16 protein-coding genes are annotated in these 17,837 nt (G+C 48.9%); 8 read left to right on the forward strand and 8 right to left on the reverse strand.

Features of this window, described 5'->3' with window-relative positions:
- Window positions 1–99 precede the first annotated feature (99 nt).
- The 4 genes from ACTTK6_RS10485 to ACTTK6_RS10500 all read right to left on the reverse strand — a co-directional run bounded on the left by ACTTK6_RS10485 (window position 100) and on the right by ACTTK6_RS10500 (window position 3,860).
- A complete protein-coding gene (locus ACTTK6_RS10485) occupies window positions 100–672 on the reverse strand; it encodes a GNAT family N-acetyltransferase (RefSeq protein ID WP_079474233.1) in 573 nt (190 codons plus the stop codon).
- Between the two features lie 143 nt (window positions 673–815).
- Window positions 816–1,187 carry a DUF779 domain-containing protein gene (locus ACTTK6_RS10490; RefSeq protein ID WP_079474234.1) on the reverse strand — a complete coding sequence of 124 codons (372 nt, stop codon included), beginning with the start codon at window positions 1,185–1,187 and terminating at the stop codon, window positions 816–818.
- A gap of 40 nt (window positions 1,188–1,227) precedes the next feature.
- The gene (exaC, locus tag ACTTK6_RS10495; RefSeq protein WP_079474235.1) at window positions 1,228–2,751 is read right to left on the reverse strand and encodes an acetaldehyde dehydrogenase ExaC; all 1,524 of its coding nucleotides are present in this window, start codon (window positions 2,749–2,751) and stop codon (window positions 1,228–1,230) included.
- A 128-nt stretch (window positions 2,752–2,879) separates the two neighbouring features.
- Complete coding sequence (locus ACTTK6_RS10500; protein WP_079474236.1) at window positions 2,880–3,860, reverse strand: aldo/keto reductase family protein; 981 nt, start codon at window positions 3,858–3,860, stop codon at window positions 2,880–2,882.
- Between the two features lie 166 nt (window positions 3,861–4,026).
- Here ACTTK6_RS10500 and ACTTK6_RS10505 point away from each other — a divergent pair, with 166 nt between their 5' ends.
- Complete coding sequence (locus ACTTK6_RS10505) at window positions 4,027–4,557, forward strand: GNAT family N-acetyltransferase (RefSeq protein WP_179124008.1); 531 nt, start codon at window positions 4,027–4,029, stop codon at window positions 4,555–4,557.
- Here the strand turns inward: ACTTK6_RS10505 and ACTTK6_RS10510 are convergent.
- On the reverse strand, window positions 4,545–5,270 hold the full coding sequence (locus tag ACTTK6_RS10510) for a potassium channel family protein (RefSeq protein ID WP_079474237.1): 726 nt from the start codon (window positions 5,268–5,270) through the stop codon (window positions 4,545–4,547). The two genes, ACTTK6_RS10505 and ACTTK6_RS10510, sit on opposite strands and share 13 nt — an antisense overlap.
- 14 nt (window positions 5,271–5,284) lie before the next feature.
- Window positions 5,285–5,782 (reverse strand): N-acetyltransferase family protein, encoded by a 498-nt coding sequence (locus tag ACTTK6_RS10515; protein WP_462833396.1) that lies wholly within the window; start codon window positions 5,780–5,782, stop codon window positions 5,285–5,287.
- A gap of 129 nt (window positions 5,783–5,911) precedes the next feature.
- Here ACTTK6_RS10515 and rlmD point away from each other — a divergent pair, with 129 nt between their 5' ends.
- Window positions 5,912–7,300, forward strand: coding sequence for a 23S rRNA (uracil(1939)-C(5))-methyltransferase RlmD (rlmD, locus tag ACTTK6_RS10520; protein ID WP_462833397.1), 1,389 nt, complete (start codon window positions 5,912–5,914; stop codon window positions 7,298–7,300).
- 84 nt (window positions 7,301–7,384) lie between these two features.
- Here the strand turns inward: rlmD and ACTTK6_RS10525 are convergent, their stop codons facing one another.
- Together ACTTK6_RS10525 and ACTTK6_RS10530 are read right to left on the reverse strand one after the other, a co-directional pair.
- Window positions 7,385–8,560 (reverse strand): DUF4317 domain-containing protein, encoded by a 1,176-nt coding sequence (locus ACTTK6_RS10525; protein WP_462833398.1) that lies wholly within the window; start codon window positions 8,558–8,560, stop codon window positions 7,385–7,387.
- A 122-nt stretch (window positions 8,561–8,682) separates the two neighbouring features.
- Complete coding sequence (locus ACTTK6_RS10530) at window positions 8,683–9,495, reverse strand: PRC-barrel domain-containing protein (RefSeq protein ID WP_462833399.1); 813 nt, start codon at window positions 9,493–9,495, stop codon at window positions 8,683–8,685.
- Window positions 9,496–9,814: 319 nt separating this feature from the next.
- On the opposite strand from ACTTK6_RS10530, the gene ACTTK6_RS10535 reads away from it, so the two are divergent.
- The 6 genes from ACTTK6_RS10535 (at window position 9,815) to ACTTK6_RS10560 (ending at window position 17,806) form a co-directional block, all read left to right on the forward strand.
- Window positions 9,815–11,329 (forward strand): pyridoxal phosphate-dependent decarboxylase family protein, encoded by a 1,515-nt coding sequence (locus ACTTK6_RS10535; protein WP_462833400.1) that lies wholly within the window; start codon window positions 9,815–9,817, stop codon window positions 11,327–11,329.
- Window positions 11,316–13,076, forward strand: a complete 1,761-nt coding sequence (locus ACTTK6_RS10540) for an IucA/IucC family protein (RefSeq protein ID WP_462833401.1) — start codon at window positions 11,316–11,318, stop codon at window positions 13,074–13,076. The genes ACTTK6_RS10535 and ACTTK6_RS10540 overlap by 14 nt, the downstream gene beginning before the upstream one ends.
- Entirely contained in the window at window positions 13,057–13,647 is a 591-nt protein-coding gene (locus ACTTK6_RS10545; RefSeq protein WP_462833402.1) for a GNAT family N-acetyltransferase, read from the forward strand. Before ACTTK6_RS10540 ends, ACTTK6_RS10545 begins: the two co-directional genes overlap by 20 nt.
- Window positions 13,637–14,953: a lysine N(6)-hydroxylase/L-ornithine N(5)-oxygenase family protein gene (locus ACTTK6_RS10550; RefSeq protein ID WP_462833403.1), complete on the forward strand. Its 1,317-nt coding sequence runs from the start codon at window positions 13,637–13,639 to the stop codon at window positions 14,951–14,953. The genes ACTTK6_RS10545 and ACTTK6_RS10550 overlap by 11 nt, the downstream gene beginning before the upstream one ends.
- A 39-nt stretch (window positions 14,954–14,992) precedes the next feature.
- Window positions 14,993–16,792: an IucA/IucC family protein gene (locus ACTTK6_RS10555; protein WP_462833404.1), complete on the forward strand. Its 1,800-nt coding sequence runs from the start codon at window positions 14,993–14,995 to the stop codon at window positions 16,790–16,792.
- A gap of 159 nt (window positions 16,793–16,951) precedes the next feature.
- Window positions 16,952–17,806: an STAS domain-containing protein gene (locus ACTTK6_RS10560; protein WP_462833405.1), complete on the forward strand. Its 855-nt coding sequence runs from the start codon at window positions 16,952–16,954 to the stop codon at window positions 17,804–17,806.
- Window positions 17,807–17,837 lie beyond the last annotated feature (31 nt).

Here is a 17,837-nt window from a genome sequence, read left to right on the forward strand (position 1 = left end):
GGATGCTTCTTTTTCCCTCAATGGCACAAACAAAGGCCTCCGAAAATCATTTTCGGAGGCCTTTGTCTACAATCTGAAACAGCCGCATCGCCGGCTGTTTTAATTATTTTTCCACTCTGATTTTAAAATAGCGTAGATCATTACGTCCCGTCGTTCGCCCTGAATCAACAGCGACCGGCGGAGTGTGCCTTCGTGCACCATGCCGACTTTTTCCATAACTTTGGCTGAAGCGGTATTTTCAATGAAGCACCGGGCTTCAATACGGTGCAGGCCCATGGCTTCAAAGCCGAAGCGGATAATTTCCCGGGCTGCCTCCGAGCCAAACCCCTGATTCCAATGGTCCGGGGAAAGCGTATAGCCAATTTCTCCGTTAGAATGACCGCGATCCCAATGAACAAAATCGATGGTGCCGATCACTTTCCCGGAATCCTTGCGTTCGATGCCAAACGGCGCCCGGTCGCCGTACTTGTAGGAGTTCATCGTGATATTTAAAAAATCCTTTGTCTCCCCGCGGCTTCTGTGGGCATCCCATAAAACGTTACGGGAGACAAGTGGATTAGAAGCATATTCGTAAATATCCTCAAGATCTGAATAACGCAGGGCCCGGAGGCGAAGCCTTGACGTCTCCAGGGTGGGGAAGGGTCTAAAAGGTGATGTTGATGAATGATGCATAGGCCTTCATCCTTTACTGTAGCGCGCCCTCAAACGGTGCTTATTTCTTTGTTAATTATAGAATAATAAGAAATGCCCGAAATGACAATAGGCACAGAAAGCAGAAAAAAGGCATTCTGCGCAAATACAGAATGCCTCAATGGTTAAACAGGAGAATTTTGTTCAAGCTCTGTGCGTTCTTCTTCAGAAAACACCCGCGAGCGGGTCAAGAATCGTTTGCCTTCCGGTCCTTCAAGGGAAAACATCCCGCCCCGGCCATCGACAACGTCTATAATCAGCTGCGTGTGCTTCCAGTATTCAAACTGATCCTTCGACATATAAAACGGAGCGCCGCCAATATCGCCCATATACATGTCGCTGTTACCGGTTTTAAAATCGCCCTCCGGATAACACATCGGGGCGCTGCCGTCGCAGCAGCCACCGGACTGGTGAAACATTAACGGGCCGTGTCTTTTCGTCAGCTTGTTGATCAGTTCAAGGGCAGCGTCAGTAGCGGTTACACGCTCTACTGCCATAACACTTCCTCCTTTTTAAATGCTCCTGGCCGCCGGATGCTTAAAAGAACCCTTTAGGCTGTTCGCTGTAGCTGACCAGAAGGTTTTTCGTCTGCTGATAATGGTCGAGCATCATTTTATGGTTCTCCCGGCCGATACCTGATTTCTTATAGCCGCCAAACGCTGCGTGTGCCGGGTAATCATGGAAGCAGTTGGTCCATACGCGGCCGGCCTGGAGAGCACGCCCGAACCGGTACGCGGTGTTTATGTCCCGGGACCAGACGCCTGCGCCGAGGCCATATAGCGTATCATTGGCGATTTCCATGGCTTCTTCCTTTGTTTTAAAGGTAGTCACACTCAATACCGGGCCAAAGATTTCCTCCTGAAATACGCGCATTTTGTTGTTTCCTTTAAATATGGTCGGCTGCACGTAATATCCCTGCGAACGGTCTTCGTCGTCCACCTGGGCCGCTTCGCCTCCAACGAGCACTTCTGCGCCTTCCTGTTTCCCAATATCCAAATACGAAAGGATTTTATCCAGCTGTTCCTTGGAAGCCTGGGCTCCCATCATAGTGTCAGTATCAAGCGGATGGCCGACATTGATGGCTTTGACGCGTTCAATGGCACGCTCGATAAATTTGTCATAGATGGATTCCTGAATGAGGGCACGGGACGGACACGTGCACACTTCCCCCTGATTTAAAGCAAACATTACGAACCCTTCGATCGCTTTGTCGAGATACGAGTCGTCTTCGGCCATCACATCTTCGAAGAAAATGTTCGGTGATTTGCCGCCGAGCTCAAGCGTTACTGGAATAATGTTCTCTGACGCGTACTGCATGATCAGGCGGCCGGTGGTTGTTTCACCAGTGAATGCCACTTTGTCGATGCCTTCATGCTGGGCGAGCGGCTTACCGGCTTCGACCCCGAACCCGCTGACTACATTCAGTACCCCCGGCGGAAGAAGATCTTCGACCAGCTCGAGTACCTTATAAATCGAAGCAGGCGTCTGCTCGGCTGGTTTCAGCACAATGCAGTTCCCGGCAGCTAGGGCAGGAGCGATTTTCCAAATGCCCATAAGGATTGGAAAGTTCCAAGGAATAATCTGCCCGACGACGCCAAGCGGCTCGTGAAAATGATAAGCTACTGTATCATCGTCAATTTGGCCAATTGTTCCTTCCTGGGCACGGATGACGCCCGCAAAGTAGCGCAGGTGGTCGATAGCAAGCGGTATATCAGCATTCAGCGTTTCACGTACCGCTTTACCATTTTCCCAGGTCTCGGCAACTGCAAGCATTTCAAGGTTTTCTTCCATCCGGTTCGCCATTTTATTTAAAATATTGGAACGTTCTGTAGTCGAGGTCTTGCCCCAGGCTTCTTTTGCTTTATTTGCTGCCGCTACAGCCGCGTCAACGTCCTCTTTCGTTGACCGGGCGACCTGGCAGAAAACGGTACCGGTGACCGGGCTGACATTGTCGAAATATTCGCCCTGGGCCGGCGCCCTGTATTCGCCTCCAATAAAGTTGTCATACTTGTTTTTAAAATGTACCAGGCTTTCAGGGGTGTTTGGTGCATCGTATCTCATGCAAAATCCTCCTTCGTATTAGAGAAAAATTGGAAACGTTTACACAAGTTCATTATAGCACCAATTAAAAATAATGAAAATATAGAAGTTTAAAAATAAAAAACCCGCCGGTGCCGGCGGGGATTGTTTTAATGAAGGCCTGAGGTAACGTGTTCGATCTCCTGCAGGGTGCTGTCAATTTCGTCAAGCAGGCTGTCTGAAAGCTCAAGCTCTGCCGCTTTTAAATTCTCGTCAAGCTGTTCGGGACGGCTCGCCCCGACGATGGTAGAGCTTACGCCCGGTTTTCGGAGAATCCAGGCAAGAGCAAGCTGGGAAAGCTTAACGCCGAGTTCGTTACGGGCCAAATCCTCCAGTTTCACGACATTTTCAAGAATGCGGTCGTCCATGAAGCGTTCCATCGCAAAATTAATATCTGAATTAGCAGCCCGGCTGTCGGAAGGAGGCTGTTCCCCCGGACGGTACTTGCCGGTTAAGATGCCCTGGGCGAGAGGGGAGAAGACGACCTGGCCGAGTCCTTCCCGTTCGCTGATTGGAAGGACTTCTTTTTCAATGTAGCGCACGAGCATATTGTAGATTGGCTGATTCGACACCGGCCGGTGAAGATTCCGCTTATCGGCCACGTGGGCTGCATCGCTGATTTGGGTGCCGGACCATTCGCTGAATCCGTAATACAATATTTTCCCCTGGCGTACGAGGTCGTCAAGGGCCATCATTGTTTCTTCTAAAGGAGTATCAGGATCATAACGGTGGCATTGGTACAGATCCATATAATCAGTTCCCAGCCGCTGGAGGCTCGCATCGCACTGCTCCATAATATGCTTACGGGAAAGCCCGCGGTCGTTCGGGCCATCTCCCATTGGAAAATACACCTTTGAAGCGAGCACGTAGCTGTCGCGCTTGTAGGAGCTGAGTGCTTTACCTACGACTTTTTCTGCTTCACCTCTGTTATAGACGTTTGCCGTGTCAAAGAAATTAATGCCGTTTTCATAAGCATGCTGAATAATGTTCCCGGCGGTCTGGTCCTCCACGGATGAACCGTAGGTGAGCCAGCTGCCGAGGCCGATTTCACTTACCTTCAAGCCTGAATTGCCCAATCGACGATATTTCATACCAACACGTCCTTTTCATAAGTATAATTCGCTGCGGCAAAAAGACAGGTTACGTGAAGGGTATTCCTCTGTTTAAAGAATTGTAAACAAGCCGGAAACAGATGTTGAAGCAAACAAAAGAAAAACAGGTATGTTATTCTAGGAAAAAAAGCAGGATAAGAGAGGGATGCAGGTGGACTATTACATAACGAGAATGCAGAAGGAGCACTGGCCCGAGGTCCGGGACATATACGAAATGGGCATTATGAGTGAACACGCCACTTTTGAAACGGAGGCACCGTCGTGGGAGCTGTGGTCAGCAACGCACGACCTGGCCTGCCGGCTCGTTGCCATTGACAGCACGACCGAAAAAGTAATCGGCTGGGCCGCACTCGCACCAATTTCCGGAAGGGAAGTATATGAAGGTGTAGGCGAGACGAGTGTCTATATCCACCAGGACGAGCGCGGCCGGGGCGTAGGCGGCACGCTGTTGGAGGCATTGATTGAAAAAGCGGAAGCGGAGGGCTACTGGATGCTTCAGGCCGGCATTTTTCCGGAAAATGACTACAGCCTGCGGATTCACCGGCGTAAAGGCTTCCGTGAAGTAGGCATACGGGAGCGGATCGGCAAGATGCAGGGGCGCTGGCGTGACGTGGTGCTGCTTGAACGCCGCAGCCAGGTGATCGGCGTAGATGAGGAAGACAATTATGATGATTGATCTTCCTCTTTTTTGTAGCGCTCCTTCCACTTTTCGATTGAAGCAATCATGTCATCCATTTCTCTGGTGGTAATTTTCGGGTAGCGGTTTAGGGTTTCCTGCACGTGCCGGGCTTCGGGTGGAAGCGTACGGTTGTCACGGGAGAAAAAGGCAGCTACGGTTCCGGTTACAACACCGATCAGGCCGATGCCGACGATCATCAGAATGCTTGCAATAATTCTGCCGGCTGTTGTCACAGGAATGAAATCCCCGTACCCGACTGTGGTAGTGGTGACAATTGCCCACCAAAGCGCCTCCTCATATGTGTGAAAATCGGGTTCAATCCAGCGCATGGAAAGACTGGCCGCAAACAGAAGCACGCCGACAATAATGACAGCCCTGTCTATATGGTATTTAGAAAAAAACACGTCAAACGGAGAGTGCTTCCGGCTGAAAAGCACAATCAAACGCAGAACTTTTAAGAGACGAACGAGGCGGGCAGCACGGAAAATTTCCCCGAGCGGTAAAATAGCAATCAGCTCCAGCGGGTTGTTTTTAATGTATTTCCATTTGTTGTCGCTTGCAAAAAAACGGACAGTAAAGTCAATAACAAATAATACATAAATAAATATATCGAGTGCCCGGGCCTGGTCCGACGGCAGATCTACCGTCAATGAAAACATTAAAAGAGCGGCAAGGATCAGCTCATAAATTGCTTCAAATGAAATACGCACAGTGTTGCCCCCTTCTACAGCAGTTTAGCCATCATGATTTCGTTAACGTACGTGCCGTGGGCAAAAAGCGAGTCCTGTTTAACTCCTTCTTCCTGAAAGCCAAAATGCTCGTATAGCGCCCGGGCCCCAGTATTGTCCTCTATAACGGTCAGCTCCAGGCGGCGGAGCCTGCGCTCTTTGGCCCATGCTTCGAGATGCCGGAGCAGCCGTTTTCCAACGCCCAGGCGATGGTATGCCGGGAGCAGGCCGATAACAACAGAGGCGGTCCGGCAGTTGCGAATGGTGCTGCCCCCAACGCCCATTGCGTGTCCAACAACTGTACCCGCATCCTCCACGATAAAAAGCACAAGGCGGTCCTTCATAATAAACTCGTTCACCATATGCTGATGCTGGTTGGCCGTTGGCTTGCGCTCTCCCGGCTCCATCAGCATATAAGAAGTTTCATTATCGAGCTGCTGCGTAAACGCCAGGTGATCGTTGGCGTCGGCTGGCTCGATCAGCCGAATCTTCATATGTATCTCTCCGTTCTAAGCTGTTTGCTTCGGGTATTCCTACATTATAGCGTGCGAACAGACGGACGCCAAACCGTTCCTGTGTTACAATTTTGCTGACAGACTAGAATGAACGGAAGGAACGAAATAATGAGTAAGCAAAACAAGCCGGAAGCCCCGGTAGAAAAAAATGAATTAATAGAGACTACAATTGAAGATTTAACTCACGAAGGACACGGGGTAGGGAGAGTCGAAGGATACGCACTATTTATCCCTTACGCTCTGCCTGGCGAACGAATCCAGGCAAAGGTGATTAAAACGAAAAAAGGATATGGCTTTGGAAAGCTGATTACCGTTCTTGAAGAAAGCAGCGAACGGACGGAAGCGCCTTGCCCGATCTACGTAAAATGCGGCGGCTGCCAGCTGCAGCATATGACCTATGAGGCACAGCTCCGTTATAAGCATAAGCAGGTGAAGGACGCGTTCGAACGTATCGGCGGCCTCAACGAAGCAGTGGTCCGCGATACAATCGGGATGGAGGACCCATGGCGCTACCGCAATAAAGCCCAGGTGCCGATCGGTGTGAAAGAAGACGGACGGTTGAAAGCAGGATTTTACCAGAAACGGACGCACAACATCATTGATATGGATGAGTGCATTATTCAGCAGAAAGAAAACGACGGTGCTGTCCAGCAGGTAAAGGATATCGCCAGCCGGTTTGGCATGAGCGCCTACGATGAAGAAAGCGGACGCGGGTTTCTCCGCCACGTCGTAACACGTTATGCACCGACCACCGGCCAGCTGATGATTGTCGTTATCACAAACGGAAAGAAAATCCCGGACGAGCAGGCGTTTATCGAAGCTGTGCGTAATGAAGTAAAGGATACCGCAAGCATCGTTCAAAACGTGAATACGAAGCGCACGAACGTGATCTTTGGCGAAAAAACAAAAACGTTATGGGGCGAAGACTACATTTACGACCACATTGGCGGCGTGAAGTTTGCGATCTCCGCGCGGTCCTTTTACCAGGTGAACCCGGTCCAGACAAAAACGCTGTACGATAAAGCGCTGGAGTATGCGGACCTGCGCGGTCATGAAACGGTTATTGATGCTTACTGCGGCATCGGTACTATTTCCCTGTTCCTCGCAGAAAAAGCCCGTCAGGTGTACGGCGTGGAGGTAGTGCCGCAGGCCGTGAGTGATGCCAAGCGCAACGCCCAGCTGAATCATTTTGATAATGTAACCTTCGCGGCAGGGAAAGCAGAGGAAGTGATGCCGTGGTGGGTCAAAGCAAACGACCTGCGTCCGGACGTCGTTGTGGTGGATCCGCCGCGGAAGGGCTGCGACGAACAGCTGCTTGATACAATGCTTGAGGTAGCGCCTGAACGTATCGTATACGTTTCCTGTAACCCGGCGACACTCGCCCGGGATTTAAAGCACCTCGTGGAAGGCGGCTACGAGGTCGTAGAAGCCCAGCCCGTGGATATGTTCCCGCAGACGACGCACGTGGAAGTAGCCACGAAATTAGTGAAAAAGTAAATTGGGAGCCTGCAGAAAGCACGCCGGCAATTCAACTGGATACCAAAAACAAGGAAGGTCCCGGGCGGGGCCTTCCTTGCTTTATTACTGATTATCTTCCCCAAAAGCTTCCGGCAGCATTTTAAAACCTTCAATCTCTGCGTCCTCTTCAATCTCGATCATAATGCACCGCTTTCCCTGGTAATTGACTTGTCTCACGTATTCAAGATCCTGCGGGCTGATCGCGATGTTGGCGATTTTCGTGTTGATTTTAATGGATTTGGAGTTGTATTTCGGCACGATGCTGCTTGCTTTCAGCTCGTACGTTTCGTTATCGGTCACCCGCTGAAAGGCCGTTTTTACTTTATCGGTCTCCACCTGCTCGCCGCTCTGCTGGAGTACCCGTTCGACGTCTCTATAGTCAAGCGTCGGCGAGGTATCCTCTTCGTTTTCTTCGACGACCCGGTGAATTTCTCCGTAGACGTTCGCAAGCGTGGAAGGATTCACCTGGTCGCCGACCACGTCTCTTACAATATCCTCGAATACCGTTTTGTTTTCTTTGGCCGTGATGATCTCTTCGCCGTTCAGCACGTCCTCAATGAACCGGTAGTCCGGATCATTGGGCTTTGAGGCCGCGTAAAGCACATGATTGACATCGGCGGCCCCGTCGGTCATTGCAGGAAACAAAAAGCCGGCCAGCGGATGTTTAAGATCGATAACTGGATCGGCCTCGACCTTGTATTTGAATTCCTTCTCAATATAGTCGAATTGCATTTCTTTTTGCGGCTCTTCTGTTTTATTAATACTGCAGAGAATAAAAGCATTGGAATACACCGCATCACGGTCACTCGTTTCTGCCTCCTCGTTCCGCTGCTTTGCCGGCTTTAAATAATCGGCACGGATAAAGGTAATAACGGTATCTTTTTCATACGGATGGTCTTCGATCATTTTTTCAGTTATGCGAAGCATCTGTTCCTTCCAGTCTTCAACATTGCGGCTCAAAAGGCCTTTGTGAAGAATGAGCTGGCTGGAGTCTTCAATGTCCCGCTGAAATTTCAGCTCGAATAGCTTTTCATCGAGCTGCCCGGTGAGAACTTTTTTGAAATTGGCCATAAACAGCTCCTGCTGGTCGCTGTCGAGCATTTCGAACGGGTGGCTCTGGTGGTGGTAAACCTCGGTTGTTTCTTTCATTATGTAGACATTAAAAATGTCGGAAATGGTTAGCAGGTCATTGTCTGTTTTTAATTGCCTGCGAAGATCGGCAATGTCTTTTTTATCCATTGGTAGTCCACTCCTGAGCTGTTTGAAGAATTATTAGCTTATTAATTTTAACATATCATAGAGATTCTGATTCCGGTTGGTATAAAAAAGCCCGCTGCATTTAAGCAGCGGGACTCTCGCATTTATCTGTTCGATGGGCTGCCGAAGTGACGGCGGATTTCTTCCCCGTAGTCATCGGTCAGCGTCATGGAGGATTCGTAATCAGGCGAACGTTCTACAGCTTCGCGGCTCACACTGGCAGTGGCACTTTCGTCAATAGCACTGAACTGATTAAACCGTTCCACTGGAACAAGAGAGTGGTCACTTGAAAGGGCACCAGCGGTATCGATTTCGATAAACTGAACACTCCAGTCGTTTGTGTCAAAAACAACGTCAGAAATGGTGCCGATGTTTTCACCGCTCACATCGACATCATAGCCGCGGAGATCCTTCGTACTCTGCAGATAGTAGTCTTCTTTGTTCCGGGCAGCTTCCATTTCATTTTCTTCTGCGCCGGTGACAGCTGTGTCACGTGCAGGACGCGCATTATTATCATCGTCATCCGTCGGGGCAAACGGTCCGCCTACAGGCATGACAGGTCCGGTGCCGGTGCTTCCGGCTGTTGGGATCCAATAAGGCTCCAGGTTGTAATAATTTAACACTGAAGATTCATACGAACGGGAAATAGGTTCATGTTCGTCCGGCTTCGGGCTGTCTTTAATCTGGTCTTTCGAAGCATTCATCTGAATGGCCTGGCCGGCCAGATCCATCCGGTCAATTAGTTTGGGACTGAGCAGAACTTTTCCGCCCACAAACCACGTACGGGTATCAGCAACGATAAATCTAACTTTCCATTCGCCTCTGGAATCAAAATAAACGTCAGAAACCGTTCCAACAGCTTCCTCATTGGTAGCTGAAATCCAAAACGCCTGAAAATCTTTTGTGCGTACGAGCAATTACTGCACCTCCTGAAGAAAATAGTTGCTAATACCCGGCTTATTGCCTGAGAGGGATGTTTTTAAACTAAAGGCTGGCTTGTTTTAAGTTACATGATTACTAAGTCTCGGTTTCAGCGGGGGAAGGGGATTAGACCTAACAGATCGTGAAGGGAAGGGCCAACCTTTGTATCAATTCTCCAAAAGACATTGACTTTGATAATCATTTTCAATTAGTGTATGCACTGTAAATAAGAGCTTGAAACGGAGCTTTTATTTTTTTGAATTAATTGATAATGATTCTCATTATCTGCAAATACCAAATAATGGAGGAGACGATATGCCGGTTGTGAAGGAAGAGTCCCATACCGCATTTGATAATGAATTTCTAACCAACGTTGGTGATCAGGGCAGAATTCTTGAAATGTTAACCCGGACGTCTGCCTATATAGCGGAATTTTTCAAAGAAAGTGAAAGGCCTGTGCCCGCAGCAGGAGAGTCGCAGATGAAGCATTTCTTTCAAGATATAAAGCAGGAACATGCATTTGATAGTGTGCTTGAGGAAGTAATGGAGCATATTATGAAACGCTCTTTAAACATCAGCCACCCTCATGCGATGGCGCATCTGCATTGTCCGCCGCTTTTGTCCGGGGTGTGCGCAGATGTAATTGTAAGTGCTCTAAACCAGTCGATGGATTCCTGGGATCAAAGTCCGGCAGCGACAGCAGTAGAAATAGAAGTAGTGAATTGGCTGTGTGAATTGTACCAGCTGCCTCAAGCTGCTGCGGGAACATTTACGACTGGAGGCACGCAGTCGAATTTTATGGGGCTGCTGCTTGCAAGAGACCAGTACTGCGCAAGGAAATTGTCCCATGATGTAAAAGCCGATGGCCTTCCTTCGGAAGCAGCACGATTTAAAATTTTTTGTTCAGAGGAAGCACACTTCACAGTCAAAAAATCGGCAGTTCAGCTTGGCCTGGGAGAACGGGCAGTAATAGGAGTGCCAGCAGATGAGCATAAAAAGATGAGTACCGAAAAGCTCGAAGCCTTTATTCAGGAGGCAAGGGAAGCCGGTGATCATCCAATTGCTATAGTAGCTACTGCCGGGACTACTGATTTTGGAAGCATTGATCCACTCGAAGATATTTATCATACGGCAGATAAAGAGAATCTGTGGATGCATGTGGACGCAGCGTTTGGCGGGGCGTTAGCGCTCTGCAGTGATCACACTGCCAAACTTGAAGGAATAGAGAACGCAGATTCCCTGGCGGTGGATTTTCATAAACTATTTTATCAGCCGGTCAGCTGCGGGGCCTTTTTGGTTAGGAGCCGGGATAGTTTTCGTTTTATCAGGCATGGGGCGGAGTATTTGAATCCGGAGGATGACAGAGAGCAGGGCTTTACGAACCTTGTGGACTATTCGATGCAGACAACCCGCCGCTTCGATGCACTTAAATTATTGATGACGATCCGTACTGTTGGCACGAAAAAATGGGCGGAAATGATTGGCTATGGGTTAAAACAGGCCGGGTGCCTCGCGGAAAAAATTAACGATGAGCCAGCGCTGCACCTGGTAATGAAGCCGGAAATGAATGCAGTGGTGTTTAAATACGACCCTGAGCATTCCTTTGCAAAATCCGAAGAGGATGAGATCAATAGAGAAATTCAGCAGCAATTATATGCTTCAGGCGAAGCGGTCATTGCCAAAACAAAAATAGATGGCAGGCAGTTTTTAAAATGCACTCTGCTGAATCCTTTAACGACAGAAAAAGATATTGATCATGTAATCGAGGCGGTCATTGAAGCAGGACGGGAAATTGAACTTCTACGAAGGAGGAAAAGTGTTGAATTTTAAACAGAAAGCAGCAGAAGCTTCGATGCAGAGCTTTATCAATTGTTATTTGCGTGAAACCGGAAGCGGCGCCTGGGGAGAAGCGGAATGCCGCGTGGAGCTGTCCCATCAAAAAATTGAACTGATCCTGCCGGTAAAATACCGCTCGTTGACCCACCGGCATATCTTTCATTTTCCGCTTTATTATAAAACCCTGGAAAGCGGCTCCCTCCTTGAGCTTGATTTGCTGACCGCCGGGGCTTTGCTTTTGAAGGAACTTTCGCTTGAATACGGTGATAACGGAGGAGAAGAAGAGATGATGCAGCGGGTGCTGCAGAGCTTTGAGCTCACAGAGTGGCTTTTGGAAGCACGCAAAGAGCAAAAGGGAGAAATCATCTCCCGTTACATTGATTCAGAACAGGCCCTGCTGCTCGGGCATCTACTGCACCCGACCCCTAAAAGCCGTCAGGGAATGGAACGCGAAGAGGAAAGAAACCTGTATTCCCCGGAAACCGGCGGACGTTTTCAGCTGCATTTCTTCCGGGCGCCATCAGAGCAGATAGAGGAAGCATCGATGGAAAAAGAAAGCGCGGCGGCTATCGTAAAAAACGAGCTCCAAAATGCTCCAGAGACAGAGGAATTATTTAAAGAGGACTATTGCCGTTTGGATGATGGCTATGCCCTGCTTCCGGTGCATCCGCTTCAAGCAGAGGCTCTGCTTCGGAAGGGCTCCATTCAGCGGAAAATAGAGCAAGGAGAATTAACGTATCTTGGCCCGGCCGGCCGGAGCTTTACAGCGACTTCCTCGATCCGGACCCTTTACCATGAGCAGTCACCGTATATGCTGAAAGTCTCCATTCCGGTGAAGATTACTAACTCCCTGCGTGTCAACCAAAAAAAGGAAATGGCGCGCGGCGTAGAAGTGGAAAAGCTAATGCGGAGCAGGATTGGAAAAGAGGCATCACAATTTTTCCCGGGGTTTGAAATTGTTCGTGATCCGGCATATATCGCCCTTAAAGGTGAAGAAGAAACAGGCTTTGAAACGATTATCCGGCAAAACCCTTTTCAGGAAACTATGGACGACCAGGTGTCACTGACCGCAGGGCTGGTGCACGATGCTTACGGAGAAGGAAGTATGCTGGGCAATCTGATCCGAAGCCTTGCCCAGGCGGAAAACCGGAGCACTGCCGAAGTAAGCCGGGACTGGTTCCGGCGGTACTTATCAATCTCCCTGCATCCGATGCTTTGGCTGTATATGACCCATGGCATTGCGCTTGAAGCCCACCAGCAGAATTCCGTTGTGCGTTTTACTGGCGGCTATCCGCAGGTGTTTTACTACCGGGACAACCAGGGCTACTATTTTGCACGCTCGAAGGAAGCCCACTTAAAGGAGTACGTACCGGAGCTGAATGCTTCAAGTGATACGGTATGCGCAGATGATATTGCAGACGAGCGCTTTCGTTACTACTTTTTTATCAACCATTTGTTTGGACTGATTAACGGCTTCGGAGCTTCAGAATTGATTGAAGAAGCGGAGCTGCTGCGAATACTTCGCGAGGAGCTTGAAGATGCAGAAAAAGCATTCGGCCGTTCCTCTTTAACCGAAAGCCTTCTTGAACAAGAAACAATCCCTTCCAAGGGTAATCTGCTGACCCGCTTTTTTGATATGGATGAATTGGTCGGCTCCCTTGCGGAACAGTCCGTTTATATTCTTATTTCAAATCCGTTGACCGAAAAGGAGTGCTTGCAGCATGAAAGCCCAGCCATCTAATTCTCATATTTTTACCCGGGAGCCGGACGGGGCTGAAGGTGAACGTATTCAATTCCGTGCAGTTGATGAAACGGCCGACTTTCACATGCTGCACGGCTGGATGCACGAGACCCACGTGGTGCCGTTTTGGCAGCTGAATATGGGTGAAAGTAAGTATCAGACCCATCTGCACAAGGCGCTAAATGACCCCCACCAGACACTTTACATCGGAGAGCTCGACGGGCGCCCCGTCAGCTACTGGGAAGTGTATTGGGCGGCGGATGACATAATTGGTTCCTATTACAGGGCGGAACCGGCAGATCAGGGCGTGCATCTTTTGATTGGGCCTCCGGAAGAAACAGGGAAAGGCTACGCCCTGCCGCTTTTAAAGGCTATGCTTTCGGTGCAGTTCCAATACGCCCGGACTGCCCGGATTATCGCAGAACCCGATATCACCAACGACAAAATGATTCATGTGTTTAAAAAAGCGGGGTTTGAGTCTGTGAAGCCGGTGGATCTGCCAGATAAACGGGGGCTTCTCATGGTTTGCAGACGGGAGATATTTGAAGGAGGTACAGCCGGTGGGAGCTGAAACAGAAGTATATGATGTACTTGGCATAGGCATTGGCCCATTCAACCTGGGCATGGCAGCGCTTGTGGAAAACGTAGCGGAAATCCAGGGCGTATTCCTGGATGAAAATGAAGCGTTTGAGTGGCACGGCGGCATGCTGCTTGATGGCACCAGCCTGCAGGTTCCTTTTCTTGCTGATCTGGTCACGATGGCAGACCCAAAGAGTCCCTACTCCTTTTTGCAGTATTTGCAGGAAAAGGACCGGCTGTATGCTTTTTATTTTTATGAAAAATTTCATATCCCGCGTCTTGAATACAATGACTACTGCCAGTGGGCAGCGGAAAAGCTTTCCTCTTGCCGGTTTGGCCGGCGTGTGACCAATGTATCCTTTTTAGAAGAAGGCAGGCTGTATAAAGTGGAAGCGGTGCGTTCGAATGCTGAGACACCAGAATACTACTATGCCCGGCACATCGTGACGGGCACGGGCACAAAACCGTCGCTTCCTCTCTGGGCAGAAAAAGGAGAAGATGTCTGTCATTCTGCTGATTACCGGTACCGCAGGAAGGAACTGCTTCAAAAAAAGAGCATTACGGTGGCAGGCTCCGGCCAGAGCGCCGCTGAAGTTTTTCTCGATCTGTTGAAGAAGCGGCCTGAGTACGGATACAGGCTGCACTGGTATACAAGGTCTTCAGGATTTTTCCCGATGGAGTATTCCAAGCTCGGGCTGGAGCATTTTTCGCCGGAATATATTAGTTATTTCTACCACCTTGATTCTTACACAAAGGAGCAGCTGCTTCAAAAGCAGAATCTTTTGTATAAAGGGATCAGCGCCGACACGATCGCTGCTGTGTATGACGAGCTTTATGAACAGACGATCGGGGGGGCGAGCGAGGACATCATTCTTCAGGCAAATACGGAAGTGATGAACACGGAGAGAACGCTGGCCGGCAAAATGAAGCTGTTTTTAAAAGAGATTAACTACGGTATGGAATACACCGAAGAAACGGAAGGACTAATCGCGGCTACAGGCTATCAGCCGTCTCCGCAGCCGTTTTTAAGAGGTATTGAAGCAAGCCTGTGGCGTGATAATCACGGGCGTCTGCAGATTGATGAAAAGTACCGCGCTGTACAGACTGAAAAGAACCATCATGTGTTTATTCAAAACGGGGAAATGCACACGCACGGCGTTGGAGCTCCGGATCTTGGGCTTGGAGCGCATCGGAATGCGGTCATCATTAATCAAATCGCGGATCGGGAAGTTTATCCTGTCCGTTCTAAAAATGTTTTTCAGCAATTTGAAAGAGAAAAGACCGGGGTTTTCGCGTAAACCTGTAAGCCTAATCTTAAAAAGAAGGGAAGAAAGCAGATGAATCCATATACGGCTGAATCCTTTGGAGCCGTCCAACAGCGGCACTGGGAGGAAGCGAACCAGCGGTTAACAGCGAAGATGCTGCAGGAATTTTTGTATGAAGCTATTATAGAAGCAGAGATTGTAAAAGAAGGATCCCCTCAAATGCTTCAAGTAGAAGCGTCTGGAGCGGTTTATACATTTTCTGCACGCAAGCGGCTTTTTGACAGTGTCTACGTGTACCCGGAAAGCATTGTAAAAAAAGAACACGATATGGAAGTACCTGTGCGGGCAGATGCTTTTCTGCTTGAACTTCAGCAAATGGCACCAATCTCGAGTGAGACCGCCGGCCATTTACTGAAAGAATATTATCATACCCTGACCGCAGACTGCCATTTGCTGGACAAACAAACGACAGCTGCCGAGCTTGCGGAAATGGATTATTTGCAGCTTGAAGGAGAAATGGGCGGGCATCCATGGATCACTTACAATAAAGGCCGCATTGGCTTCAGCTTTCAGGATTACCTTTCTTATGCTCCTGAACACAAGCAGGAGGTTCGTTTGTTCTGGATAGCGGTCCATCAGGAAGCAGCTTCGTTTCAAACGGTACACGCTGATGGCTATCATCGTTTAATAGAAGAGGAATTGAGTGGAACCGAACGGGAGCATTTTAGCGATCTTATCAACCGGGCTGGGCGAGAGCCGGAGGACTATTATTACATGCCGGTGCATACCTGGCAGTGGGACAATCACATTGTGACGCTTTACGCTGAGTATATTGCCAGAGGATGGATCATTCCACTGGATTATGCGGAGGATACGTACCTGCCCCAGCAATCAATCCGCACGTTCGTAAATACAGAGCATAAAACAAAAAAACATGTAAAGCTTCCGGTCAGTATTTTGAATACGCTGGTGTACCGGGGGCTTCCCAGTGAGCGGACCATGGCGGCCCCGGAAGTGACGAAGTGGATTCAGACGGTCAGAGACGAGGATTCGTTCCTGAGGAATACGTGCAGGGTGGGGCTCCTCGGGGAAACAGAGACGATCGATGTGCCGCACCCTGCGTTTCACCATCTGCAGGGAGTGCCGTATCAGTATACAGAAATGCTTGGGGCTGTCTGGAGAGAAAGTATTTATATGGATGTGGAAGAGGACGAAAAACCAGTAACGCTGGCGGCCCTTCTGCACGAGGATGCGAATGGAAAGCCTCTGGTGCTCGAATACGTGGAGCGGTCGGGATTAAGTACAGAAGCCTGGATTAAACAGCTGTTTGATGCCGTGCTTCCTCCGCTGCTGCATTACATGTATAAATACGGCACCGTTTTTTCGCCACACGGCCAGAATACGATCGTGGTGTTAAAGAACTACAAGCCGCACCGGCTTATTATGAAAGACTTTGTGGATGACGTAAATGTGAGCGATCAGCAGCTGCCGGAGCTCAAAGGCTTGCCGGCCCGGCTGAAACAGGTTTTACGCTGCGAACCGCCGGAAGGACTCGTGCAGTTTATCTTCACGGGGCTGTTTATCTGCCATTTCCGCTACCTGTCGGATCTGCTTGACCGGGAAAACTTACTTGCAGAGCATACATTCTGGAAAATGATAGTTGAAACAATTGAAGCGTATCAAAAACGTTTTCCGGAGCTTGCTGAACGTTTCCAGCTTTTTAACCTTTTTCAGCCAGCCATGGTGAAGCTTTGCCTGAATCGGAACCGCATGCTTGATTACGGGTACGGAGACGATGGTGATCGGCCGCACGCTTCAGAGCATGGATTCGTTGAAAACGCGCTATATATGGTTCGCGTACCTTACACTTAAGCCAGGGAAGCTCCCTGGCTTTTTGTATGAAAAAATATAATAAGTATGCATTTATATCATACTAAAGACATATGGATTGTTTGAGCGGAAGAAAAGTATTATAATAATTCTAATGTGCAAGTCACCCCACAATCAATCTAAATGTTGGAGGAACATAAATTGCAAAAAGAGTATAGCCTGGATTCGACTGAATTTCCGTCGCTTAAATCCGTTTCGCAGAAAATATTTGATATTATAGCAGATCAGCTTGATGTTAATACAGCTTACATCACCAAACGAGGCAACAATGAAATGACTGTTATCAGCACGTTTAATAAGAAAGAAGAGATTATTCCAGAAGGCTATTCGGTAAAATATAGCGACACATATTGCAGAAAGATCATTATGAATGAAGAAGATGCTTTCTGTACCGAGAACTTGACCAGAGACGTCATGACAAAGGAGCTGGAGGTCACCTCCCAGCTTCAGATGAAAGGCTTCCTCGGCGTCACGCTGACCGACCTGGATGGTAACGTATTCGGTACCTTGTGCGTCATGGATCCGGAAGAGAAAATATTCAGCCAGGAGGACGTGGATTACTTAAAAGCTATGGGGGATGTGCTTGCCCATATCATCGAACTCGACCATACACAGTACAATCTCGGTTTTTTGAATGTGCCGATCATTCCGGTCCGCACTGGCATATCTATACTCCCGGTCCAGGGCATCATTGATGAAAAACGGGCGGATATTATCACCCGGACTGTTCTGGAGTACGCGGCGAACCAAAAAATTGAACACCTTGTAATTGATCTGTCCGGGCTGGTAATTGTGGATGGTGAATTTCCACACGTGTTTATTAACGTCATTCACGCCCTGAAGTTGATGGGGGTTAACATTTTACTCACAGGTATATCCCCGGCGATCGCCCAGCACGAATTAAGCAATAATGAAATTTTAAAAATGAACATCCATATTTCAAGAAATCTTGAAGCTGCATTGGAGCATATTGGTTTCCATCTCCAGTCTCAATGAAGCCGGTGTCCACACCGGTTTTTTTGCTATC

This window comes from Marinococcus salis, from assembly GCF_054971365.1.